The organism is Trinickia diaoshuihuensis (assembly GCF_003390925.1).
GTDB classification, from domain to species: Bacteria; Pseudomonadota; Gammaproteobacteria; order Burkholderiales; family Burkholderiaceae; genus Trinickia; species Trinickia diaoshuihuensis.
In genome coordinates, this window is the sequence record NZ_QUBS01000084.1 from 110,565 (window position 1) to 134,695 (window position 24,131).

At 64.0% G+C, this 24,131-nt stretch carries 21 protein-coding genes; 12 read left to right on the forward strand and 9 right to left on the reverse strand.

The window, feature by feature from the left end; all coding sequences use genetic code 11:
- Positions 1-61: 61 nt before the first annotated feature.
- The 5 genes from DXT59_RS22475 to DXT59_RS22495 form a co-directional block, all read right to left on the reverse strand.
- Positions 62-1,090, reverse strand: coding sequence for a methyltransferase (locus DXT59_RS22475; RefSeq protein ID WP_116139269.1), 1,029 nt, complete (start codon positions 1,088-1,090; stop codon positions 62-64).
- Positions 1,091-1,157: 67 nt separating this feature from the next.
- On the reverse strand, positions 1,158-1,940 hold the full coding sequence (locus DXT59_RS22480; RefSeq protein ID WP_162878198.1) for a DUF6875 domain-containing protein: 783 nt from the start codon (positions 1,938-1,940) through the stop codon (positions 1,158-1,160).
- Between the two features lie 8 nt (positions 1,941-1,948).
- A complete protein-coding gene (locus tag DXT59_RS22485) occupies positions 1,949-3,052 on the reverse strand; it encodes an ATP-grasp fold amidoligase family protein (RefSeq protein WP_240324627.1) in 1,104 nt (367 codons plus the stop codon).
- A 259-nt stretch (positions 3,053-3,311) separates the two neighbouring features.
- Positions 3,312-4,430, reverse strand: coding sequence for an amidohydrolase family protein (locus tag DXT59_RS22490; RefSeq protein WP_162878199.1), 1,119 nt, complete (start codon positions 4,428-4,430; stop codon positions 3,312-3,314).
- Positions 4,431-4,490: 60 nt separating this feature from the next.
- The gene (locus tag DXT59_RS22495) at positions 4,491-5,099 is read right to left on the reverse strand and encodes a phosphatase PAP2 family protein (protein ID WP_116139276.1); all 609 of its coding nucleotides are present in this window, start codon (positions 5,097-5,099) and stop codon (positions 4,491-4,493) included.
- Between the two features lie 211 nt (positions 5,100-5,310).
- Here DXT59_RS22495 and DXT59_RS22500 point away from each other — a divergent pair, with 211 nt between their 5' ends.
- The 4 genes from DXT59_RS22500 to DXT59_RS22515 all read left to right on the forward strand — a co-directional run bounded on the left by DXT59_RS22500 (position 5,311) and on the right by DXT59_RS22515 (position 8,243).
- Positions 5,311-5,967 (forward strand): lytic transglycosylase domain-containing protein, encoded by a 657-nt coding sequence (locus tag DXT59_RS22500; protein WP_116139278.1) that lies wholly within the window; start codon positions 5,311-5,313, stop codon positions 5,965-5,967.
- A 230-nt stretch (positions 5,968-6,197) separates the two neighbouring features.
- A complete protein-coding gene (locus DXT59_RS22505; protein ID WP_116139280.1) occupies positions 6,198-6,587 on the forward strand; it encodes a surface-adhesin E family protein in 390 nt (129 codons plus the stop codon).
- A 125-nt stretch (positions 6,588-6,712) separates the two neighbouring features.
- Entirely contained in the window at positions 6,713-7,147 is a 435-nt protein-coding gene (locus tag DXT59_RS22510) for a CHRD domain-containing protein (protein ID WP_116139282.1), read from the forward strand.
- A 133-nt stretch (positions 7,148-7,280) separates the two neighbouring features.
- Positions 7,281-8,243, forward strand: coding sequence for an alpha/beta hydrolase (locus tag DXT59_RS22515; RefSeq protein ID WP_116139284.1), 963 nt, complete (start codon positions 7,281-7,283; stop codon positions 8,241-8,243).
- Here the strand turns inward: DXT59_RS22515 and DXT59_RS22520 are convergent.
- Positions 8,189-9,070, reverse strand: coding sequence for an EcsC family protein (locus tag DXT59_RS22520; RefSeq protein ID WP_116139286.1), 882 nt, complete (start codon positions 9,068-9,070; stop codon positions 8,189-8,191). The two genes, DXT59_RS22515 and DXT59_RS22520, sit on opposite strands and share 55 nt — an antisense overlap.
- Before the next feature lie 135 nt (positions 9,071-9,205).
- Between DXT59_RS22520 and DXT59_RS22525 the strand changes: the two genes are divergently transcribed.
- Together DXT59_RS22525 and DXT59_RS22530 are read left to right on the forward strand one after the other, a co-directional pair.
- Positions 9,206-10,801, forward strand: coding sequence for an MFS transporter (locus DXT59_RS22525; RefSeq protein ID WP_116139288.1), 1,596 nt, complete (start codon positions 9,206-9,208; stop codon positions 10,799-10,801).
- Positions 10,802-10,827: 26 nt separating this feature from the next.
- Complete coding sequence (locus tag DXT59_RS22530; protein WP_116139290.1) at positions 10,828-11,319, forward strand: MarR family winged helix-turn-helix transcriptional regulator; 492 nt, start codon at positions 10,828-10,830, stop codon at positions 11,317-11,319.
- A 27-nt stretch (positions 11,320-11,346) separates the two neighbouring features.
- Here DXT59_RS22530 and DXT59_RS22535 read toward each other — a convergent pair whose 3' ends face one another.
- Positions 11,347-12,618 carry an amino acid deaminase gene (locus DXT59_RS22535; protein WP_420823418.1) on the reverse strand — a complete coding sequence of 424 codons (1,272 nt, stop codon included), beginning with the start codon at positions 12,616-12,618 and terminating at the stop codon, positions 11,347-11,349.
- A gap of 167 nt (positions 12,619-12,785) precedes the next feature.
- Between DXT59_RS22535 and DXT59_RS22540 the strand changes: the two genes are divergently transcribed.
- Positions 12,786-14,282, forward strand: coding sequence for an N-acyl-D-amino-acid deacylase family protein (locus DXT59_RS22540; protein ID WP_116139292.1), 1,497 nt, complete (start codon positions 12,786-12,788; stop codon positions 14,280-14,282).
- 21 nt (positions 14,283-14,303) lie between these two features.
- On the opposite strand, the gene queF is transcribed toward DXT59_RS22540, so the two are convergent.
- Both queF and ilvA read right to left on the reverse strand, forming a co-directional pair.
- Positions 14,304-15,128: an NADPH-dependent 7-cyano-7-deazaguanine reductase QueF gene (queF, locus tag DXT59_RS22545; RefSeq protein ID WP_116139294.1), complete on the reverse strand. Its 825-nt coding sequence runs from the start codon at positions 15,126-15,128 to the stop codon at positions 14,304-14,306.
- A gap of 26 nt (positions 15,129-15,154) precedes the next feature.
- Positions 15,155-16,684, reverse strand: coding sequence for a threonine ammonia-lyase, biosynthetic (gene ilvA / locus DXT59_RS22550; protein WP_116139296.1), 1,530 nt, complete (start codon positions 16,682-16,684; stop codon positions 15,155-15,157).
- Positions 16,685-17,198: 514 nt separating this feature from the next.
- Between ilvA and DXT59_RS22560 the strand changes: the two genes are divergently transcribed.
- The 5 genes from DXT59_RS22560 to DXT59_RS22580 are packed head-to-tail and all read left to right on the forward strand — an operon-like array spanning position 17,199 to position 23,979.
- Positions 17,199-21,224, forward strand: a complete 4,026-nt coding sequence (locus DXT59_RS22560) for a DUF3683 domain-containing protein (RefSeq protein WP_116139300.1) — start codon at positions 17,199-17,201, stop codon at positions 21,222-21,224.
- A 54-nt stretch (positions 21,225-21,278) separates the two neighbouring features.
- A complete protein-coding gene (locus DXT59_RS22565; RefSeq protein WP_116139302.1) occupies positions 21,279-21,701 on the forward strand; it encodes an HIT family protein in 423 nt (140 codons plus the stop codon).
- Between the two features lie 55 nt (positions 21,702-21,756).
- Positions 21,757-22,170: a gamma-butyrobetaine hydroxylase family protein gene (locus tag DXT59_RS22570; protein WP_116139304.1), complete on the forward strand. Its 414-nt coding sequence runs from the start codon at positions 21,757-21,759 to the stop codon at positions 22,168-22,170.
- Between the two features lie 24 nt (positions 22,171-22,194).
- Complete coding sequence (ubiE, locus tag DXT59_RS22575; RefSeq protein WP_116139306.1) at positions 22,195-22,926, forward strand: bifunctional demethylmenaquinone methyltransferase/2-methoxy-6-polyprenyl-1,4-benzoquinol methylase UbiE; 732 nt, start codon at positions 22,195-22,197, stop codon at positions 22,924-22,926.
- Between the two features lie 36 nt (positions 22,927-22,962).
- The gene (locus DXT59_RS22580; RefSeq protein ID WP_116139308.1) at positions 22,963-23,979 is read left to right on the forward strand and encodes a Tim44 domain-containing protein; all 1,017 of its coding nucleotides are present in this window, start codon (positions 22,963-22,965) and stop codon (positions 23,977-23,979) included.
- Positions 23,980-24,131 lie beyond the last annotated feature (152 nt).

The following is a 24,131-nucleotide window of genomic DNA, read 5'->3' on the forward strand; positions in this document are numbered from 1 at the left end:
GCTCAGCCCCATCGCCGAACCCATCAAATTCGCTTTGAGCCGCTGTGACTAACGCATGGGCTTATCGCGCCACCAATGCACAGTGATCGATCGCACGCGCATCGTACTTCGTCACGGTATTGAAGCCCGCATCGTTCAACCAGCGAATGTGATCGCGCACCGGGTACGCCATGCCTTCGCCGCTCGCCACCGTCACGAAGTAGAGCGAGGACTTGACCGACTGCAGGCCGCCTGCTTCGTCGTCGTCGCACATGAGCGACCAGACGAAAAGCTGCCCGTTACGTTCCAGGTAGGCGCGCGCTTTCTTGTAAAGGAACTGGATCTTCTCGGGCGAGAAAATCTCTAAGACATGCGAGAAAATCACGCCGTCGCAGCCGCCCGGCCACGGATCGGAGAACATATCGACGGCGACGCAGGTCACGCGATCGGCGAGTCCGGCCGCCTCGATATTGGCGCGAGCCTTTTCGATGACGGACGGCAGATCGACCAGCGTCACCATCAGCGACGGATACCGTTCGCACAGCCGAATGGCGTTCGTCCCATCGCCGCCGCCAAGGTCCAACAGCATCGATACGTCGCCGAACTCGCCGACTTTCATCATGCGCGGCGACAGCCGCGTATACGCGCCCATGCCTTCATGAAAGAGGCGCTCCAGCGCGGGATCGGTCGCCATGCGGCCGTATAGCGTCGGCGAATCGCCGGGGAATTCGTCCAGGCCCGCATTGCGCCCTTCGCGCAACGCTCGCGTGAAATGCAAACACGCGCGATGCTGAATCTTGTCGTTCAAATGGACGAACGGCACCATCGACTGTTCGGCGTTGCGCAGCAAGCAGCGACGCGTGAGCGGCGCGTTCGTAATGGCGCCGTCCTCACTGACGCTCACGAGCTTCAATTGTTTCAGGCCCAATAGCAGTACCCGGCAGCCGTGCTCGTCGATCTCGAGCCGCTTGGCCAGCGTTTCGATCGTCGCGCCTCGCTCGATGACGTCGAACACGCCGAGATCGCATGCGGTCGAAAGCACTTGCGTTTTGATGTACCCGTTCATCATTTCGCACAGGGTCTGCCACTCGTCCCACGCCAGTTCTTCCATCGCCGTCTTTCTCCTCTACGAATAATCAGTGCATCGCCGGTACGATGCGGTACCCGGTCCGCTCCCGCTAGACGCCGACCGTCTGCGCCGTCGGCTGCGCAACGGCATCGACGGCCGCAAGCTGAGCTTTGCGCTGCGCGAGACGATCGACCACGCGCTCGCGTTCCGCGCCGGACAGGCGCGGCGCGTTCCAACGCAAATAGCATTCGAGTTCGTGCACGCGCATGCCGATCGGCGTGGAGGCGCCGTCGATGAACAGCGCGTCGTGTAGGGCCATGGCGCGGATCACCAATAGCGGCATGTCGGCGCGCATCGGCCGGAACGAATCGGAATGCGCGCCCCGCACCGTGCTCGCGGGATGGAATTCGCCGAGCATCAATCCGCATTCCATATAAAACGGCTTCAAGATCATGTGCGCGCAATCGATGAACTTGTAATACGCGTCATCGGGCAGGCCCAGCGGATAAACCGCCAGCGAGAGCAACTCGGACGGCTCCGGCCGCTGGCTGGCCACGCGGTGGAAAAAATATGGAAGCCGCATCATCGCACCGATGTACGTATCGAATGCCATACCCGTCGCGTCGAACGCGCTGAACAACAACGCGCGATCTTCATGCGACGGTTTCGCGAATGGGCAGACTGCCCCCTTACGCCCGAGGTCAGGGTGGGGCTGCATGATGAAGCGTTGCATCCAGGCGAGGCCCGCCGCATAGGTGTCGCGTACGCGGCTATCGGTCACCGCGTCGATATCGGTCGACGCCGTCAGCGTGCGCTCGATCTGCGCAAGCGCTCGCTCAATCTCGCAGGAGTGGGCGAGGGTGATGCCTTCCGTTGTAGTCGTTTCGGTCATCTGCATGGTCATACTCGCGAGTCTTGTTGAATTGCCTCGTTCTCGATCGGCCGGTTTTCTTCGATCATGTTTTTGAATAACTGCCCCCATTCGTAGTCGTAGCGATCCGGATGGAAAGGAAACACTCCCGCGCCGGGCGTGAACGTCAGTTCTCCGAAATAAACCTTGCCGTCGGGTACGTAGAGATCGACGCGCACATAGCCGAGCCCGTCGGCCAGCCGGGTGGCGAGTCTCACGATCTCATCCCAGTGCGGCGGTTTCGGCGGCGGGACCTTGCTGCGCGGGTAGTGGCCCACAGCGAGGTCGAGATGATTCCAGTTCACGTCGAAGACATCGCCGTGCGGCGTGCCGAACCGGTCCGAGACGATGCCCGCGTAAATGATCGGCCCCGTATGGTCGCGGCCGAACATATTCATTTTTAGGTCGGCCGGGATGTTGCCCGCCCGGTCCAAGAGCAACTGCTCGAAGTACAACTTAGGCTTGATCGGACGATAGTGCCGCTCGCGCGAGGAGAGATAAAAGTCCTGCGCCAGCCACGCTTGAGCGAGCCGATTCAATTCCTCGAACGAGGTTCGGCGTTTGTCTTCGACGATCTTCACGAACGCGCAGCCGTGATTCGTCTTCATCACGAACGAGTTCGGCAGCGAAGCGAACAGCTCTTCCGTAAAGACCTCGGGCACGGCGATCAGCGGAATCAAATACTCCTCGCCGATCCGCTGTTTGACGAACTCGCGCACGGCGAGTTTGTCTGCGAGCACGCTCCATTGCGGCTCGGGGTGCAGGCAGCGCTGCAAAATGAATTCGTTGAACGTTTGGGGCGCGGCAAGACTCGGAAAGCGGCCGACGTGACGACGATGCGATAGCCGCAAAAATAGTTCGTCGGGCAACAAACGCTTCGCCGCGCGCCAAGCACCGCGCATACCTTTATTGAGCCAAGCGGGGAGCCACCGCCGGGCTTTTTCGTGCATATTCATTGCCGCTGCGCCACGCGCCTCGATGCACGCGTTCGTTCCAGTTAATACAGGCCCGGGCAGCACGAATGCCGCTCCGTCGCAGCCGGCTGGCTCGAGCTGCTGGCTGAGCTGCTGATCGGGTTCCGCTACTTTCGACATGGTCTATCCCCGCGTCTTCGATGCGCGTGTGTAGGTCAGTGATCCGTAGACGTGATGGAACCATTCCCCATGAGAGGGAGCAATGCGAGGAGCCGGAAGTCGGGAAGCTTTGGCGCTTTATGCCGTGGTTATCTTGGGCGCTGTTGTTTGGAAATCTGTGCTTACAAAATCCGATATTTGCTTAGGCTTTTTACTCATTAACGCTGGCGGAATACGCCGGGTTTAAAAGGCCCACGAACCAGTGCAAAAACGCCATCGATTAAGTTTGCGTGGCGAGCGAGCTTAAAGCGTATTCGTGTGCCGCGAGATCGATGCATGGCGCGCTCGCTGCGCATCGCATGAGAGTTGGGCATGCGATGCAAGACCCGGCGACGATCACGGCGAGGGGCTCGCTCGAGTCATACAACTGAACGAACGCTGCGCTGTCGGCACCGAGCATCGATCCATGCGGTGCCCGGAAAAGGCAAAGGTCCGCTTGCATCCCCTCCGATATGCGGCCACAGTCCGTTTGCCCCAAAACGCCTGCCGCATCGATGGTGGCCGCGTCGACAGCGCCTTCGGCGCTGGTTGCGGACCTACCTGCGAGAGCCGAAAGGCGCGACCCGGGAAAAGCCGTCTCAGTCGAGGTGCCGATCGGGCTGGCGTCGAGACGCCGCGCGCCGGATCGGACGAGTAGATCGACGTCATGGCGCGTCAACTGCGAAAGTCCCCAAACGGTCGTGCCATGGTGGAGCAACTGCAAAAAACTGAGCAGCTCGGTCTCGCTGCTATAGAACCGTTCGCGAAATGCTCGGGCCGAGTCGGGGCTGTCCGCGAACTCGAATCCCAAGGCAAGTCCCGCGGCGGCGGCCAGGTTATAGGCGTAGACGAGTTCGAATGCCGAGCCGATCGCAGCGCAGCGTACGGCGAGTGCGAGGCGGCCGCCGTGGCGCCGCATCAACGTATCGATGCGCGCGAGCGCACGCAACTCGGGCGCACCTGCGCGGGCATCCGGTCGATGTCCGCGACAGCGCGCGCGTGCGAATTCGTTCAACGTCAAACGGGCAACGACTCGCTGCGGCGCTTGGCGGGCTGCTACGACACATTGCCTTGCCGTCGCGCATGACGTTCCGACGGTGGTGATCCCTGCGCGCAGCCATTGACCCGACGCGTGTGCGACGTCGCCAAAATCGGCATGGGTGCGAACGAGCCCGGGCGTGCATACAAACGGGCGAGCATCGACCGCGGAGCCGAGCATGGATGTGCCCGGTGGCCGGAGGGCGCCGATCCGGTCGCCGTCGATTTCGAGGTCGCCGGCGACGAACCGGTGCGTCGAGTGATCGAAATAGGTAACGTTTTTAAGGGCCCATCGCGATGAACCCCGACCCGCCTCGCGCATGCCGTCCTCCGTGCGCCACACCGAGGAACGCTACGCAGGAATCATGCCGCTCGCATCGTCTTACGGGCGCAACCACCCCAGCCGGATGGGCGTGGCGAAGACGCGCCGATGGACGGTAATCGCCCACCGCGTGAGCGGCGGCCCGACGTATTTCCAAAAAGGGGCGGAGAGCGCGTGAACGGCGGCGACGATACAGACAGCACCGAGCATATCGAGCGGAAAATGCACCCCGAGGAAGATACGCGCCCAGGCCACGGCCAGGCCGCCCGCGAGCGTCAACAGGCCGAGACGGTTCATGCGCTGCGCGAACAGCGTGACGCATAGCGCGGCGAAGACGGTCGCATGGTCGCTTGGAAAGGACGAATCGGGCGCGTGCGCCAAAAACGTATGGCCGAGACCGATCATAAAAGGCCTCGGATGCTGCCATGCGAGGCCGATCAACTGATTTACCGCTAGCGAGGCCAACGCCAGCGCGCATCCTCGTAGCGCCGCTTCGCGCCGATGGGGGTCCGCCGACAGCCAGAGGCCGGTCAGAATCAGCGGGATCGACCAAATCAGGCCGTTCGCGATGAACGAGGCGATGGCGATGCGCCAGGCCGGCGTGGACGGCGTCGCGTCGATCGCCAGAAAAAGCGTGCGGTTCAGGACTTCCAAGTCGGTCGGCACCATGGGGACGGGCTCGTGGGGGACGGGCGCAAATTGTGGGACCGGCCTGCTTAACGCAGCCTTAACGGTCGGTTCGAACCGCCCCGGATCGCCACCAAGCCGCGCGGGCCGCCCTGCGCGCCGCTTTTAATCGACTGATGAATTCAATCGGGCCCCTGAAAGCCTGCAACTGTGCCGCTATAATGCGGCGCACCCCTTTTCTTCTTAGTGCCTGATGACCCGACTTCTTTGCGCGCTGCTGATCTCGCTCGGTCTCGCCGCGTCCGCCGATGCGCAGGACTCCGAAGCGTCGCGCGCACTGGTGGCAACGGCGATCGCGGCCGCTAGCATGCCGGCGGAGTCATCGGCTTCGCGCGGCGGCTCGACAGTGGCCGATGCGGCGGCGCCGCAAGGCGCGGCGTCGGATGCATCGAGCGGTAACGCTTCGGGTGAAGTCCATCGGATCCGCGAGATGTTGACGCGCAAGTTCGGGATCGCACGAGCGAAGGCGGAGCAAATTTCGGCTGCGGTGATGACATCGGCCTCGAAGTATTCGCTGCCGCCTGCGCTCGTGCTTGCCATCATTTCGATCGAGTCGCGCTTCCAAGACCATGCGCGCGGCAGAAACGGCGCCACGGGGCTAATGCAAGTCGTGCCGGCGGCGCATAAGCGACTGGTCAAAAACCTCGATTTGACCGAACCGGCGATGAATATCGAGGCCGGTTCCGCCATTTTGCACGGCTATTTGGAATCCGCTCGCGGCGACGTGGGCGCCGCCCTCAAGAGCTACGGTGGTTCCACCGCTTACGCACGCAAAGTGAGTCTGCGCGAAAAAGACTTCGAAATCGTCGAGCCGGCCGGCCCCGCGGCGGGAGCGTCGGCCGCGCAGTAACCCGTGACGTGGCTCCCGCGCATCGCTTGCTTCGAGTCGCGCGGGACCCATCAACGCAACTAGCGCGCCCCTGCACTTTGCGCCAGGACGGGCTGATAGACGAGATTTTCAGCAGTGCATGAGTGGCATGCTCTGCTAGAATCTGAGCCGTCGTGCGGAAAATAGGCAGGACACCAAAATAATTAGCGATTTCGCAAAGCAGGGCCATTCCGAACGTTAGGAAACAAAACATGAATCGGCTCCGCCCTTTGATCATCTTCACCGTTGCGCTGGGTTCGTTCGCGTATGCGGATGCCACGCAATGGACGCCGCTCAAAAGCGCCAGCGATTTGGCCTATGCGGTCGATACCGACAGTATTGCGACCGATTCCGACGGCTATATCGAATACACCGCCAAAACCACCTGGAAGGCGTCGTCGATGATGCCCGGCGCGAGCGCGCCCGTTTCGGTATCGGTCACGCGTTATCAGATCGACTGCGCCGGTAAGCAATGGCGCGCGCTCGATACGCACTACCTCGCCGCGGACGGCTCGCCGGCCGGCGGGCTCTCGGCCAATTCGACCTGGGTTGCCGTGAGCCCCGGCACCGTCGTCGATACGATGTTCCGCAAGGTTTGCTGATGCGCGGCGGGGCGCGTAAGCGCCGCCGCGGCACGGCGATCTTCAACTTGTTCTAGTATGTTGACCGCCGCAAGTAGGGTGCGAAGCGTGTTCGCACAGGCGGCCTCAACAAACAGGAGAGCAAGATGCATCTTATGCGTAAGCTGAATGTGGCCGTGTTGTTGTGGGCAGTCGCGGCAGGCGCCGCGTTCGCCGAAACGGTGACTTTGAAGGCCGACCTCGAGCCCTCCAGCGAAGTGCCGCCCAATACGTCCAAAGGACATGGCGCTTTGCAGGCGACGTTCGACACTGCCTCGAAGAACCTCAAATGGAAAGTCACCTACGAAGGCCTGACGGGGCCCGCGACGATGGCGCACTTTCATGGGCCCGCGCCCGTTGGTCAGAATGCCGGCGTTCAGGTCGGCATTCCGAAGGAGAAGCTTGCGAGCCCCATCGAAGGCGACAAGACGCTCAGCGATGTGCAGGCCGACGATTTGATGAAGGGCAAATGGTATTTCAACGTCCATACGGCGGCCAACCCGAGCGGCGAAATCCGCGGTCAGGTCCTGCCGGCCAACTAAGCCTTCCCATTGCTGCCGAAAGCGGCCGGTGCGCTTTCGCACACGGCCCGCTCCGGCTTCGCACCGCGCGCGGCCGTCGGCCGGTACCATGGCGGTTCACGCCTAGGTCAAGTCACGCGCGGAGTGTATTGCGATGAGCTGGCAAAGCGCCGTCGCCTGTTGGTTGCTCAAGAAACAATTTCGTCCCGAAACGCTCAAGCCTCATGTGAGCGTCGAGCGCGCTCGCGCCCATGCGAGCGCGCGTATCCGGCGGCCCAGGGTGCCGCGCGGCTGGCGGCTGACCGAGCGAGCGTTGCCGTCCCATGCGCCCCTGCGCGGCGAATGGCTCGAGCGCCGACACGATCTGGCCCAGCGATCCCCGGTGCGGACGATTCTGTATTGTCACGGTGGGGGCTATTACTTTTGCTCGCCCGCGTCGCACCGTCCGCTCGTGTTCGCACTCGCCGCGCGTTCCGGCGCCAGGACGTTTTCGCTCGATTACCGGCTGGCGCCCGAGCATCCGTTTCCGGCCGCGCTCGACGATGCGCTGGCGGCCTATCGCGGTTTGCTCGCTCACGGCATTGCCGCTGACTCGATCGTCATCGCCGGCGATTCGGCCGGGGGCGGTCTCGCGTTGGCCACGCTGGTCGCGCTGCGCGATGCCGGCGATCCGCTGCCGGCGGCCGGCGTGCTGTTTTCGCCATGGACCGATCTTGCCGCCACGGGCGGTACGCTTCAGTCCAACGACGGCATCGATCCCATGTTTTGCGGCGCCGCCATTGGCCGTGCGGCAAAGTTCTACATCGGCGATGCGGACCCGACTCATCCCTATCTGTCGCCGTTGTATGCCGACCTATCGGGCCTGCCGCCGCTGATGATCCAAGCGAGCAGTACCGAAGTGCTGCTGGACGACACGCGGCGTGTCGCGGAGCGCGCACGCGCGGCGGGCGTCTCGGTGCACTGCGAAATCTGGCCCAACATGCCGCATGTCTGGCAGTTGTGGACGCCTTTCGTACCGGAAGCGAAGCAGGCGCTCGAACGGGCGACTCAATTCGTGCGAACTCATGCGCGCGAGCGCTTGCCGGGACCGGCTGGCGTCGATTCGATCGTGCGATAGGCGGTTTGCACGGCCTCGCTGCCGTAGCGTCGCTCCAGGCGCCGGACGGTGAAATGCCCGTGCGCCGTTTGCTGAAAATGGTCGATAAAGACCGTATTGACGGCCGCACCCAGTACCGCGCCGATGGCGGGAATCGACTTGGCGGCGATCTGCTCGCTCACCTGCGCGGAAAACCGCGCCGCGATGGCGTTCGTCAATCGCACGAGCGCGGGCGTGCCGTGTGCCGCCATGCCCTTGGCCGCCAGTTCCGACGACGCTTTCGAAACGGCTTGCGCGAGCGCGCCGCGGGCGATGAAGTAGCCGAAATCGGCTTCTTCATCCTGGGCGCTGCTTCCCATTCCGAACACGGCGAGACATTGCAGCCGCGCCTCGGCTTCTCCCAAGTCCTCGCCCTCGCTGCGCGCGATGTCGCAGATCGAACGGAACATCAATGTCGTCGTAACGGGAAGCTCGGCCGGCAGCGCAATCAGGCCGAACGCTCCGCCGGCGGCGCCTGTCGTCGCGACGGCCACTTTATGAAGCCAATCGCGCGGCTTCGCGCTCGGCACGAGGCGCTCGCTCGGGTCCCGCTCCTCGATCCGCGGTGCTGGCGCGCCGAGCGTCGCGAGCGCCGTGCGCAGGCTCGCGTCGAGGGCGCGGCGCGTGGCGTCGGCGATGGTCTCGTGCGCATAGGCAGGCAACCGCGCGAGCAACCGCTCGATCGGCATACCGACGGCACTCGCCAGCTTCATTGCCAGCGGCTGTTTTTCAAGCGCCCGCTTGGCGGCCGCGAGGGCGGCGAGGTCGGCTGCGGCCAGTGACGGCTCCGCGATGGGGATCGGTTCCATTGTGCGAATTGGCGAACGAAGAAGAGAAAAGCGGCGAGATCGGCCATGACCGCACGCGGCGATGGCCAGCAAGTTCCATGCGGCCATGCTATCATCCGGCATTCTTTGACGTATCAACGATTGCCTCCTCAAAAAATGGCCGTTCATACCGCCGCTCATCACTCGCGTGGGCAGCTCCTGCCGTTCCGAGAGTCGCTCCTTGCCATGCTCGGCATCTCCTTCGTCACCATGCTGGTTGCATTCGATCAGACCGTCGTCGGTACGGCTTTGCCGACGATCGTCGCCGAATTGCGCGGTTTCGAACTGTATGCCTGGGTGGCCACGTCGTACTTGCTGACTTCCGTCATCACCGTGCCGATTTTCGGGCGCCTTGGCGATTACTTCGGCCGCAAGCCGTTCGTCATTGCATCGATCGTCGTGTTCACGGGCGCGTCCGTGCTGTGCGGCGCCGCCAACAGCATGGTGTTCCTCGTCATTGCGCGGGCATTACAGGGCATCGGCGGCGGGATGCTCGTCGGCACGGCGTTCGCCTGCATCCCCGATCTTTTTCCGGACTCCGTGGTGCGGCTGCGTTGGCAGGTCCTCATGAGTTCGGCATTCGGTATCGCCAATGCGATCGGGCCTTCGCTCGGCGGCTTTCTCACGCAGTACTACGGGTGGCGCTCTGCCTTCTACGTGAACCTGCCGGTCGGCTTGCTCTCGCTCTATTTCGTCTGGCGCTATTTGCCGCATGTACGGCACATCGAGGCGCGCGGCAAGATCCGCCTCGATTGGCCCGGTTCGCTGTTGATCGCCGCCGCGCTCGGTTCGCTGCAATTGCTCGTCGAATCGCTGTCGCAGCATGGACTCTCGGCCGGCGTCGCGGCGCTTGGCGTTGCCGCGGCCGTGGCGGCGGTGGCGCTCTGGAAGTGGGAGCGGCGCGCCGCGCAGCCGATCTTGCCGCTCGACATGTTCGCCAATCGCAGCCTTGCCGCGCTATTTATGTTGTCGGTGCTGGGCGGATACTCGATGTTTTCGCTGATCTTTTATGCGCCCTTGCTGTTGCAGGGCGGCTTCGGACTCGCGCCCAAGGATGCGGGCCTCTTGATCACGCCGCTCGTCGTCTTCATCACGATCGGCAGCATCTTGAACGGCCGTATCGTGACGCGTATTCGCCGTCCCAACGCGATGCTCTATGCCGGTTTCGCGCTATTGGCGGCCGCTTGCGTCGGCACCGCGTTGGCGACCCGTTCGATGCCGCATCCGCTGCTGATGGGCCTGATGGTGGTGGCCGGCATCGGACTCGGTTTTGTGTTGCCGAACTTGACCGTGTTCGCGCAGGAAACGGCCGGGCGCGAGCATTTGGGCATCGCCACGGCCTTGCTGCAGTCGCTGCGGATGATCGGCGGCATGTTCGGAGCGGCGGTTACCGGCACGCTCATCACGCATCTGTACGCGCGCGGCGTGCGCGACGCGTTGACGTTCGCCAATGCCACGCAGTGGTGGGCGACCATGCGAGATCCGCAAATCCTCGTCAATCAAGGCGCGCAGCGCACGCTGCTCGACTCGCTCGCGCGAGCGGGGCAAGACGGCGCGGCGTTGCTCGAGCAAGCGCGCGAGTCGCTCGTTACCGCGATTCATGCGGGGGTCGCGGTAGCGGCCGTCGTCGCCCTCGTTGCGCTTTGGCGCTGCGCGAGCGTACCGCACGTGAGCATCACCCGCAGAGGCGAGCGAGCGCCTGCGGCAGAATAGCGCCGAGCAAGGGAAAGGGTTGCATCATGGAAGATTACATCGCGATCGTTCAGCAGTTCGGGCGGACCTATCGCTCGTTTATGTCGGCGTTCGAAGCGCAAGTGGGACATGCGATGCCGCGCTGGCGCATTCTGCTCGCGCTGACGGATCCGGACGGCGAGTGGTCGCAAAAGCGGCTCGTCGAACGGTTGCGCATCGACCCCGGCGCGCTGACGCGGCAATTGAAATCGCTCGAGGCGCTGGGCTGGATCGAGCGTAGCGTCGACACACGCGACAACCGCATCACGAACGTCCGGCTGACGAGCGAAGGACGGCAGGCCGTCGATGCGAGTTTGCCGCAGCGCAACGCATTCCTGCTGGAAACGATGGGGGCGCTGCCTGACGATGCGTTGTCGGCTTTATCGAACGCCTTGACCAAGCTCGAGGCCCGGATCGGCGAGGTGGCGGGCTCGCCGCTTCCCGGCTCGGCAAGCTCGAATCCGAGCGGCGAGGGCGGCGGCGGGCGTGCGACGGCATAGAAGTCGTGGAGGTCCTACGCCGGCTTCCTAAAAAAACGTCTCGACCACCTCGGTCACGCGGTAGCGATCGTCGACGATCAGCAACTGCCGCCATTTGTCGAACGTGAGGCACGGGTGCGAGATGTCGAATGCAAGCATGTCGCCCACTTTGAGATCGGTGCCCGGCACGATCCGCAGATAGGCGTGCTGATCCATCATTCCCGTGATTTCCCACCCCTCGCTCGGCGCAATGTCGCGGGGCGCGTCGGCACCTGGCCGATAGTGGCGCGCCGGGACCGGCATGCCCGCATCGAAGGCCGCGTCGCGCTTGCCGAAACCGACGATCGCCCGGTCGGGTTCGGGGATCGACTGCACGTAGGCCCAAAGCTGCAAGGCGGGCAACAGCGCCTCACCCATCTTTTTGGCGATCGGATTGCGGGCGAGGATCTCGCTCTGAGCTTTCTTGTAGATACCGACGTCATGCGTCAAATAGCAACCGGGGCGCAGCACCACCTCGATCGCGCCCGCCGACGATTGCGCGGCGAATTCCTCGGCGACGATGTCGTACCATGCCGAGCCGGCGCCCGAGAGGATCGCGGGACTGCGTTGAAATCGGCCGGCCTGCGCGAGCGTATGGATTGTTTCGACCGCCCGTCGCAAGAACGCGCGCACGGCTTGTTCGTCGGCCAGCACGCCTTCGTAAAGCTCGATACCGGCCAGCACGAGGGTGCCCTCGTGGCGCGCGATGGCCGCCAGCACGTCGCCGAGTTGCGCATCGTCACGCACGCCCGTTCTACCGCCGGGCACGCCGAGTTCTATCAATACTTGCAGCCGACGCCCGGCGGCTTTGAAGAAGGCGCCCAGTTGATCTACGCCATCGGGCGAGTCGACGAGGCAGAAGAATTCGAAGTCAGGGTCCGAGAGCAACTCGGCGATGATCGCCATATTCCGCTTGCCGACGAGTTGATTCGCCATCAAGACGCGCTCGATGCCGCCGTGATAGGCGGCTCGCGTTTGATGCGCCGTGGCGAGCGTAATGCCCCAAGCGCCCGTTTCGATCTGCCGGCGAAATAGCTGGGGCGCCATCGTCGTCTTGCCGTGCGGCGCGAACTTGAGCCCATATTCGGTGACGAACGCTTGCATCCATCGCAGGTTGTGCTCGATCCGGTCCTTATACAGGACCGCGGCCGGCAAGCTGACGTCCTCGGCCAGCAGATTCCACTCGAGATTGCGCGCCGATTCGAGGGGCACGCTGGCGCTCGGCACCATCCCTAAACCTTTGCCGAGCGGGTCGATGCTGGCGGCGGTGTAGCTTGTCATCGTCAAAGTCATCGGAGTCGTCCCCTGGTTTTGTCATGCGACGGCGTGGCTGCCGCCGTTCGAACTCCCATAGTACAGAAACTGCGAGTACGATTCGTGGCTAACCGGCGGCGCCGCATCTTCGCGCGGCTGTCCGCTCACCCGCGCCTCGCACTCGGAGACGAACCATGCATTCTCATCCGGAAGCCGCCGACACGTTGATCTACGGTGCCACGCTCTACGACGGTACGGGCAAACCGCCCGTCGTGCGCGACGTCGCGATCCGCGGCGAAAAAATCGCGGCCGTGGGCAACTTGTCGAATTGGATCGCCGAAGAGATCGTCGAGGCCGACGGCCGCGCGCTGGCGCCCGGATTCATCGACGTCCATACCCACGACGACACCTACGTCCTGCGCGATCCGCAGATGCTGCCCAAGCTCTCGCAGGGCGTCACGACGGTCATCGTGGGCAATTGCGGCATCAGTGCCTCGCCCGTTACGCTGCGCGGCGATCCGCCCGATCCAATGAACCTGCTCGGGGAGCGCGAATCTTTCCGCTTTCCGACCTTCGGCGCCTACGTCGAGGCCGTCAATGCCGCGCGACCGGCCGTCAACGTGGCGGCGCTCGTCGGGCACACTGCCTTGCGCAGCAATCATATGGACCGGCTCGATAGGGCCGCGACGCCGGCCGAGATCGATGCGATGCGGGCTCAGCTCGCGGAGGCCCTCGAACACGGCGCGCTCGGGCTCAGTTCGGGACTGGCGTATGCATCGGCATTTTGCGCGCCGACCGAGGAGGTGATGGCGCTCGCGGAGCCGCTTGCGCAGGCCGGCGCGCTCTATACGACGCACATTCGCAGCGAATTCGACGCGATCCTCGACGCTCTGGACGAAGCGTGCCGCATCGGCCGGCACGCGCGCGTGCCGGTCGTCGTCTCGCACCTGAAATGCGCCGGGCCGCGCAACTGGGGGCGCAGCATCGAAGTGCTGGCGTCGCTCGAACGCGCGCGCGAGGCGCAGCGCATCGGCTGCGACTGCTATCCGTACGACCGCAGTTCGACCACGCTCGATCTCAAGCAAGTCACGGGCGACATCGAGATTACCGTCACGTGGTCGACCCCGCATCCAGAGGCCTCGGGCAAGCGGCTCGCCGCTATCGCAAGCGAGTGGGGCGTCACGCAGCAGGAGGCGGCGGCCCGCTTGCAGCCGGCCGGCGCGGTTTATCACAACATGTCGGAAGACGACGTGCGCCGGATCTTGGCTCACCCGGCATCGATGGTCGGTTCGGACGGTTTGCCGAACGATCCGCTGCCCCATCCGCGGCTGTGGGGCACGTTCCCGCGCGTGCTTGGGCACTACGCCCGCGACGTCCGGCTGATGCCGCTCGAGCAAGCCGTGCATAAGATGACGGGGCTATCGGCGCGGCGCTTCGGGCTCGATCGCCGCGGTGAGATCCACGTGGGCTACCACGCCGATCTCGTGCTGTTCGATCCGGCGACGGTGCGCGATGCCGCGACCTTCGACAATCCGCGGCAAGTCGCCGACGGGATCGAGGCCGTTTGGGTCAACGGCGTGCTCTCGTACCGAGACCGCACACCGGTCGGCGAGCGCGGGGGATGCTTCGTCCCGCGTGGCGCCAAGGCCGCCGGAGATCACCGAGAGGCGGCCGCCGGCGAGGCGTTTTAACGCGGTCGCGATGCGCGCCGATCACTGCCGCGCCGTGCGCGCGTTGTCGGGCATCGGCAGGTTGTAATTGGTGCGGAACGGGTTGATGTCGAGCCCGCCGCGGCGCGTATAGCGCGCGTACACGGCGAGTTTGACCGGCCGGCACTCGCGCAAGATGTCGATGAAAATGCGCTCGACGCATTGCTCGTGAAAGCCCGTGTGCGAGCGATACGAAATGATGTAGCGCAACAGCCCCGCATGGTCGATCTGCGGCCCGACGTAGTGGATCTGCACGCTGCCCCAATCGGGTTGACCCGTGACCGGACAGTTCGACTTCAGCAAGTTCGAATACAGCGTTTCCTCGACGGGCGCTTCGCCGTGCGCGGCGGTCAGCAGCGACGGATCGGGTTCATAGACGTCGGCGTCTAGATCGAGGCGATCGAGCGAGAGCCCGTCGAATTCCTCGAACTCGAGTTTCGAAAATTCCGCGGGCGTCGCGAGACGTACCGACACGGTCGCGCCGCAGGCGGCCGACACGTCGCGCTTGAGCGTGTCGCGCAGCGCGTCGATCGAATCGACGCGCGTTTGCGCGAACGAGCCCAAGTACAGCTTGAACGACTTCGATTCGACGATATTCGGCGATTCGGCCGGCACGAAGAACGTCGCGATGGCGATCTGCGGCTTGCCGCGCGCATTGAGCCAAGACAGCTCATAGGCGTTCCAAATGTCGGTGCCGAAAAACGGCAGCGTCTGCGTGATGCCGATCGCTTCCCGCGCTTGGGTGCGGGCAATGGGGAAGAGCAGGGCGGGATCGTACTGCTCGGTGTAGGTCGTGCTCTTGCCGAGCGGCGAATGTTCGGGAGTCATAGTGTTCGGTCAGGTTGGACGCGCTCTCACGCCAGAAACAGCCGATAAACGGGGTTGCCGCTTTCGTCCCAATGCGGATAGCCGAGCGTCGACAGGAACCGGGCGAAAGCCTCGTTGTCCGCCTGCGGTACCTGAATGCCGACGAGAATCGAGCTATAGTCCGCGCCCTGGTTGCGATAGTGAAACAGGCTGATATTCCAATCGGGGGCCATCGAGGAGAGGAACTTCATCAGCGCGCCCGGCCGCTCCGGAAATTCGAAACGGAACAGCCGCTCGTCGCGCGCGAGCGGCGAGCGGCCCCCCACCATATAGCGGATATGCTGCTTGGACAGTTCGTCGCCTGTGAGATCGACCGTGGGAAAACCGTGCTGCTCGAACGCGCCGGCGATGGCGGCCGACTCGCCGCGGCTCTTGATCTGCACGCCCACGAAGATATGCGCGGCGCTGGCATCGGCGATCCGGTAGTTGAATTCGGTGACGTTGCGTTCGCCCACGAGTTGGCAAAACCGCTTGAAGCTGCCGCGTTCCTCGGGAATCGTCACGGCGAAGACGGCTTCCCGGGCCTCGCCGACCTCCGCGCGCTCGGCGACGAAGCGCATGCGGTCGAAATTCATATTGGCGCCCGAGGTGACCGCAACGAGCGTTTCGCCCGTCACGCCCGTGCGCTCGGCGTACTGCTTGGCACCGGCCACGGATAACGCTCCGGCAGGCTCCAGCAAGCTGCGCGTATCTTGGAAGACGTCCTTGATCGCGGCGCACAGCGCATCGGTGTTGACCGTGAGCACATCGTCCAGATATTGGCGGCAGAGGCGAAAGGTTTCCTCGCCCACGAGCTTGACGGCCGTGCCGTCGGAAAACAGCCCCACTTCGGGTAGCGTGACGCGTTCGCCGGCCCGGATGGAGCGCGCCATGGCGCACGAGTCTTCCGTTTGCACGCCGATGACTTTGATGTCGGGCCGCACTGCCTTGACATAGGCGCCGATGCCGGCGGCCAGCCCGCCTCCGCCGATCGGAACGAAGATCGCGTGGATCGGCGCCTGATGCTGGCTCAGGATTTCCATTGCAACCGTACCTTGGCCCGCGATGACGTAGGGGTCATCGAACGGATGCACGAACGTGAGCGCGCGCGCTTTTTGCAACTCGAGCGCGTGCGCGTACGCGTCGCTGTACGACTCGCCGAATTGGACGACCTCGACGGTGGGGCCGCCGTGCGCGCGCACGGCGTCGACTTTCACTTGCGGCGTCGTGACCGGCACGACGATGACCGCCTTTACCGCCAGCCGCGCGGCCGAATAGGCGACGCCTTGGGCGTGGTTGCCGGCCGAGGCCGTGATGACGCCCCTCGCGCGCGCATCGGCATCGATATGCACCATCTTGTTGTAGGCGCCGCGCAGCTTGAACGAGAAAACGGGTTGATTATCCTCGCGCTTGAGGTAGACACGATTGGAAAGCCGGACGGACAGATTGCGCGCCGGTTCGAGCTCCGTCTCGCGGGCGACGTCATAGACGCGGGCTGTCAGGATTTTTTTCAGGTAATCGTGAGAAGACGAGGACATGGGCGTGAGGCGCTCTGGCGGCGCGGATGGCACGCGAGATGCGCGCGGGATGCGAAAGCATCAATGATAGCGCCAACGGACGGCGGTTTTCTGCGCGCCGAACGGATAACTCAAGCGCGGCCAAACCGCCTGCGAAATTGACCGGACGGACGGTCGGTCCGGCGCCGGAATGGCGTTTTGGCGCGCGCGAGCGCGCCGAATCGCGCATCAACGCATATTCGGATCATGCGGTAGAATTCTGTTTTAAAACCAGGACCGGATAATGCGCTGGCAGCCACGGACGGCCCCTCTCACCCCAGCCCCGCGGGAAGCGCGTCCCGCGGCGCAGCGGCACGCCCGTCACGCACGATCGTGCGGCTAGCGCCCTTCTGATGCGAGCAGGCTGCGCTGCCGCCTACCCGCGCGGCGAGCCCTCGCTGCCGACGCCCAGTTTCCAGAAATCATTGCGCGTGACGCGCATTGCCGGCCTCAATCGTCGATCGACGTTTTGGCCGGCCTATCGATCCGTCCGACCATGAACGCACCTCAAGTCTTCGATCCGCACGGCGCCGCGGCTGCCGTCGCCGCCGAACCCGAACCGCGCTTGCGCGAGATTCCGTATAACTACACGTCGTTTTCCGACCGCGAAATCGTCATCCGTTTGCTCGGCGACGAGGCGTGGGCCGCGCTCGACGAACTTCGCGCCGAGCGCCGCACGGGGCGATCGGCCCGGATGCTGTACGAGGTGCTCGGCGACATTTGGGTCGTGCGCCGCAACCCCTATCTGCAAGACGACCTGCTCGACAATCCGAAGCGCCGCGCCTTGCTGATCGAGGCGCTGAACCACCGGCTGAACGAAATCGAGAAGCGCCGCCGAGCCGATATGGTCGAACACGGCGACGAAGCGGGGCGCGAACGCGCCGCGCGCGTCGAGATGCTCGTGGCCAGTGCGCGCGGCGCCGTCGAGGCGTTCGCGGCCGAATTCGGCACGATGGCCGATCTGCGCCGCCGCGCGATGAAGGTGCTCGGCCGCTGCACGCAGAAGGACAACATTCGCTTCGATGGCCTCTCGCGCGTGTCGCACGTCACCGATGCGACCGACTGGCGCGTCGAGTACCCGTTCGTCGTGTTGACCCCGGATACCGAGGCGGAAATCGCGAGCATCGTGAAGGCATGCTTCGAACTAGGCCTCACCGTGATTCCGCGCGGGGGCGGCACGGGCTACACGGGCGGCGCGGTGCCGCTCACGCCGTTCTCCGCCGTCATCAACACGGAAAAGCTCGAGCAGTTGGGCGCCGTGGAGCTGACCGAATTGCCCGGCGTCGCGGCGAAAGTGCCGACCATCTTCTCCGGTGCGGGCGTCGTCACGCGCCGCGTGACGGAGGCGGCCGAGGCCGCCGGCTACGTGTTCGCCGTCGATCCCACCTCGCTCGACGCGTCTTGCATCGGCGGCAACGTCGCGATGAACGCGGGCGGCAAGAAGGCCGTGCTGTGGGGGACGGCGCTCGATAACCTTGCCTGGTGGCGCATGGTCGATCCGCAGGGCAATTGGCTCGAAGTCACGCGGCTCGAGCACAACCGCGGCAAGATTCACGACGTCGATGTGGCCCGCTTCGAGCTGAAATGGTTCGATGGCGATGCCGCGCCGGGCGAGCGGCTCTTGCGCACGGAAACGCTCGCGATCGAGGGCCGGCGTTTCCGCAAGGAAGGGCTCGGCAAGGACGTGACCGATAAATTCCTCGCAGGCCTGCCGGGCGTGCAGAAGGAAGGCTGCGACGGCCTCATCACCTCCGCGCGCTGGGTGCTGCACAAGATGCCGGCGCACACGCGCACCGTCTGCCTCGAATTCTTCGGCCAAGCGCGCGATGCGATTCCGAGCATCGTCGAAATCAAGGATTACCTGTTCGAAACGTCCAAGCGCGGCGGCGCGATTCTCGCGGGTCTCGAGCACTTGGACGAGCGCTATTTGCGCGCCGTCGGCTACGCGACGAAATCGAAGCGCAACGCGTTTCCGAAGATGGTGCTGATCGGCGACATCGTCGGGGACGACGCCGATGCGGTCGCCGCGGCCACCTCCGAGGTCGTGCGCATGGCGAACGGCAAGAGCGGCGAGGGCTTCGTCGCCGTCAGCGCCGAGGCGCGCAAGCGTTTCTGGCTCGACCGCAGCCGTACCGCCGCGATCGCCAAGCATACGAACGCGTTCAAGATCAACGAAGACGTCGTCATCCCGCTCAATCGGATGGGCGAGTACACCGACGGCATCGAGCGGATCAACATCGAGTTGTCGCTGAAAAACAAGCTGCAACTCGTCGACGCGCTCGAAACGTTCTTCAAGGGCGGCAATCTGCCGCTCGGCAAGACCGACGACGCGAACGAAATTCCCAGCGCCGAGTTGCTCGAGGACCGCGTGCAGCAGGCGCTGGCACTGCTGGCCCGCGTGCGTACGCGTTGGTCGTTCGTGCTCGAAAAGCTCGATCTGTCGCTGCGCGAGGCGCAGCACTATCTCGTGCAGCTAGGCTACGAGGTGCTTGCCGAGAAGTTCGCCGACCGCGTGGACGCTCAACCGGGCGTGAACGTGTTTCACGTGATGCAAGACCGTACGATCCGCGCCTCGTGGAAGCAGGAGATTCGGGCGGAGCTGCGTCAAATCTTCAACGGCGGCGAGTTCAAGCCGATCTTGGACGAAGCGCAGGCGATCCATAAGAGGGTTTTGCGCGGCCGGGTGTTCGTCGCGCTGCACATGCACGCCGGCGACGGCAACGTGCATACGAATATCCCCGTCAACTCCGACAACTACGAGATGCTGCAAGACGCGCATAAGGCCGTCGAGCGCATCATGAAGCTGGCGCGGTCGCTGGACGGCGTGATTTCGGGCGAGCACGGGATCGGTATTACCAAGCTCGAATTCCTGACGGACGCCGAAATCGCCGATTTCCGCGCGTACAAGGAGCGCGTCGATCCGAACGGCCGCTTCAACAAAGGCAAGCTGCTGCCGGGCGCCGACCTGCGTAACGCCTATACGCCCAGCTTCGGGCTGATGGGCTATGAATCGTTGATCATGCAACAGTCCGACATCGGCGCGATCGCCGATTCGGTCAAGGACTGTCTGCGTTGCGGCAAGTGCAAGCCCGTGTGCGCGACGCACGTGCCGCGCGCGAATCTGCTCTACAGCCCGCGCAACAAGATCTTGGCGACCTCGCTGCTCGTGGAGGCGTTCCTCTACGAGGAGCAGACGCGCCGCGGCGTATCGATCAAGCATTGGGACGAGTTCAACGACGTGGCCGATCACTGCACGGTCTGCCACAAATGCGCGACGCCTTGCCCGGTGAAGATCGATTTCGGCGACGTGTCGATGAACATGCGCAATTTGCTGCGCAAGATGGGCAAGAAGAAGTTCAACGCCGGCGCGGCCGCGGGCATGTTCTTCCTGAACGCGACGAATCCGCAGACGATCAACGTCGCCCGCACGGCGATGATGGGCATCGGCTACAAGGCGCAGCGTCTCGGCAACGACCTGCTGAAAAACTTCGCGAAGAAGCAAACGGCGCATCCGCCCGCGACGACGGGCAGACCGCCCGTCGTGGAGCAGGTGATCCACTTCGTCAACAAGAAGATGCCGGGCAACTTGCCGAAGAAGACGGCGCGCGCGCTGCTGGACATCGAAGACAACAAGATCGTACCGATCATCCGCAATCCCAAGACGACGACCGTCGATTCGGAAGCCGTCTTCTATTTCCCGGGCTGCGGCTCGGAACGGCTCTTCTCGCAAGTGGGCCTGGCTACCCAGGCGATGCTGTGGGAGGCGGGCGTGCAAACGGTGCTGCCGCCGGGCTATCTGTGCTGCGGCTATCCGCAGCGCGGGGCGGGTCAGTACGACAAGGCCGAGAAGATCGTGACGGACAACCGCGTGCTGTTCCACCGCGTGGCCAATACGCTGAACTACTTGGATATCAAGACGGTGGTCGTCTCATGCGGCACCTGTTACGACCAGTTGGCCGGTTACGAATTCGACAAGATCTTTCCCGGCTGCCGCATCATCGACATCCATGAGTTCCTGCTCGAGAAAGGCATGAAACTCGACGGCGTGACGGGCACGCGCTACATGTACCACGACCCGTGCCACACGCCGATCAAGACGATCGATCCGGTCAAGCTCGTCAACGAATTGATAGGCTCGAGCCACGACGGCTATAAGATCGAGAAGAACGAACGTTGCTGCGGCGAATCGGGCACGTTCGCGGTGGCGCGCCCCGATATTTCGACGCAGGTCCGCTTCCGCAAGGAAGAGGAAATCCGCAAGGGCGCCGCGAAGCTGCGCGAGATTCCCGTCGCGGCCGCCGGGGCGGCGGGCGAGGGGGCGGCTCCGAACGGCGCCGCCGACGTGAAGGTGCTGACGAGCTGTCCTTCGTGCTTGCAGGGGCTGTCGCGCTACAACGAGGATGCGGGCGTTCAAGCCGACTACATCGTCGTCGAAATGGCACGTCACGTTCTCGGCGAGAACTGGATGGCCGACTATGTCGAGCGCGCGAATAATGGCGGAATCGAGCGCGTACTGGTGTAATAGCGGCCACGCGCGCTAGCGCTTATCGAGGCCGGCTGACGCCAAGGGACGATGATGGAATGCGTATTTTGCCGTGAGGAAGGCGGGGTCGTGCTTTGGCAGGACGATGCATTGCGCGTCGTACTGGCCGACGAGCACGACTACCCGGGCTTTTGCCGCGTGATCTGGAACGCGCACGTGGCCGAGTTTTCGGATTTGCAGCCGGGCGAGCGCGAGCGCCTCATGCTGGCCGTGTACGCGACCGAACGCGCGGTACGGCGCGTGCTTGCGCCGAACAAGGTGAATCTCGCCAGCCTCGGCAATCAAGTGCCGCACGTGCATTGGCACGTGATTCCGCGCTTCACCAACGACGCGCATTTCCCGCTGCCGATTTGGGCGCCCCGGCAACGCTCTGTATCGGAAGCTCTGCTCGCCCAGCGACGAGCGCAAGCGACGCTCGTCGCCGAGGCGCTGCGTCAGGAAATGGCGCAGGCGTGAGGCCGCAATCGCGCGAAAGGGCGCGCGGCGGCGGATTTGGATTAAGAGGCGAAAGATGAGCGGATTGACCCCCGAGACGCCGGTGCCCACGGGCATTGTCGTCCATGCAAAATCGCGCGCGCTGGAGCTGCGCTACCCGAACGGCCTCAGCTATCGGATTCCTTTCGAATTGATGCGCGTGTATTCGCCCTCGGCCGAGGTGCGCGGGCACGGGCCGGGGCAGGAGACGCTGCAAACGGGCAAGCGCGAGGTGACGATCGTATCGATCGATGCGGTCGGCAACTATGCGTTGCAGCCGACGTTTTCGGACGGCCACGCGACCGGAATCTATTCGTGGGATCTGCTGTACGAATTGGCCACGCGCCAGGACGAGCTTTGGCGAAGCTACCTCGATAAGCTCGCGGCGGCGGGGCTCGAGCGCGATGCGCCGATGGCCGCCGCATCGGCCCGGCGGGGCCACTGTCACTGATATGAAACGCGGAGGATAAACGCGATGAGCAAGACCCACTTCGGCTTCGAGACCGTAGACGAACAAGACAAGGCGAAGAAGGTGGCCGGCGTGTTCCACTCGGTGGCCAACAATTACGACCTGATGAACGACTTGATGTCGGCCGGGCTGCACCGCGTGTGGAAGCAATTCACGATCGCTCAAGCGAACGTGCGCCCAGGCTACAAGGTGCTCGATATCGCCGGGGGGACGGGCGATTTGTCGAAGGCGTTCGCCAAACAGGCGGGACCGGCGGGCGAAGTCTGGCTGACGGATATCAACGAATCGATGCTGCGCGTCGGCCGCGACCGCCTGCTCGATCGCGGCGTCGTGACGCCTTCGCTCCTGTGCGACGCCGAGAGGATCCCGTTTCCCGATAACTACTTCGACGTCGTGACGGTGGCCTTCGGGTTGCGCAACATGACGCGGAAGGAAGTGGCTATTTCCGAGATGCGCCGGGTATTGAAGCCGGGCGGCCGCCTGCTCGTGCTGGAATTCTCGAAAGTGTGGGAGCCGCTCAAAAAGGCCTATGACGTTTACTCATTCAAGGTCTTGCCGTGGCTCGGCTCGAAGTTCGCGCAAGATGCGGACAGTTATCGCTATCTTGCCGAATCGATCCGCATGCATCCCGACCAAGACACGTTGAAAACGATGATGGAGCAGGCGGGGCTCGATGGGGTGAAATATTACAATTTGTCAGCCGGCGTGGTAGCCTTGCACGTGGGGGTGAAATATTAGATCCCCTAACTCATTGTTTTTATAAGGAATACCACCATGGCCGATTCGCTCTCGCATCCTTCCAAAAAGCTTTCATGGCGTTTTTCGAAGCGAATTCGGTTCTTTGCCGTGGCGACGATGATCGCCGCGGGCGCGATGGCCACCCTCGATGCCGAGGCGAAGCGGATGAGCGGCGGGCGCAGCATGGGGCGCCAGTCGCAAACGATGCAACGCGAGAGCGCGCCGCCCACGCAGCCGGGGCGCCAGACGCCGGCCGGCACGCAGCCCTCGAATTCGGCTAACGCGGCGCAGACGCAAAGTGCGCAACGCGCGCCCGCGGCGCCGGCCGCCGCGCCGGCGCGTTCGCGTTGGCTCGGGCCGATCGCGGGTCTGGCCGCCGGTCTAGGCATCGCGGCGCTGTTGTCGCACTTCGGTCTCGGCGGCGCGTTCGCGAGCGCGATGGCGAACGTCATCATCGTCGCGCTGTTGGCGATGATCGGCATTTGGGTCGTCCGCAAGCTCCTGTCGTTGCGTCGCAAGCCCTCGGGGCCGGCCCTGGCTGCGGCGGGCGGCTCTATCCCCATGGGCCGGGCCGCGATCGGCCGGGACGGTTCCGGCGGCGCCTATGAAACGTCGTCTTCGGGCGCGGGCCGAGCCGCCACGTCCGCCCCGCTTTCGACGGCTGTCGCGTTCGAGCGGCCGTCCGATTTCGACGAGGCGGCGTTCCTGCACCATGCGAAGGTCAATTTCGTGCGACTCCAAGCCGCATGGGATGCGGGCAACCTCGCCGATATCCGCGCGTTTTCCACGCCGGAGATGTTCGCCGAACTGAAGGTCGACTTCGAAGCGCGTGCCGGCGAGCGAGACGAGACCGACGTGGTCCAACTCAATGCCGAGCTGGTCGACCTCAGCGAAGAGGCGAACGAGTACCGTGCGAGCGTGCGTTACACGGGCCTTATCCGCGAAGGGGCGGGCTCGGCCGCCGAGCCGTTCGGGGAAACCTGGCAGTTGACGAAGCCCAAGGGCGGCAGCGACGGCTGGCTGCTCGCCGGTATCGAGCAAACGGCGCATTGATCCACATGGACTCGATCGCCGTGGAGCGTCGATGGCCTGGCCACGCATGCCTCTGCTGTCCGCCCCGGGCCATTGCTCATAACGCGTTTGCCTAGCATCGGTTGCCCGGCCATCGGGCGCTACAATAGAGACCCGCGTCGGCTACCGCCCGC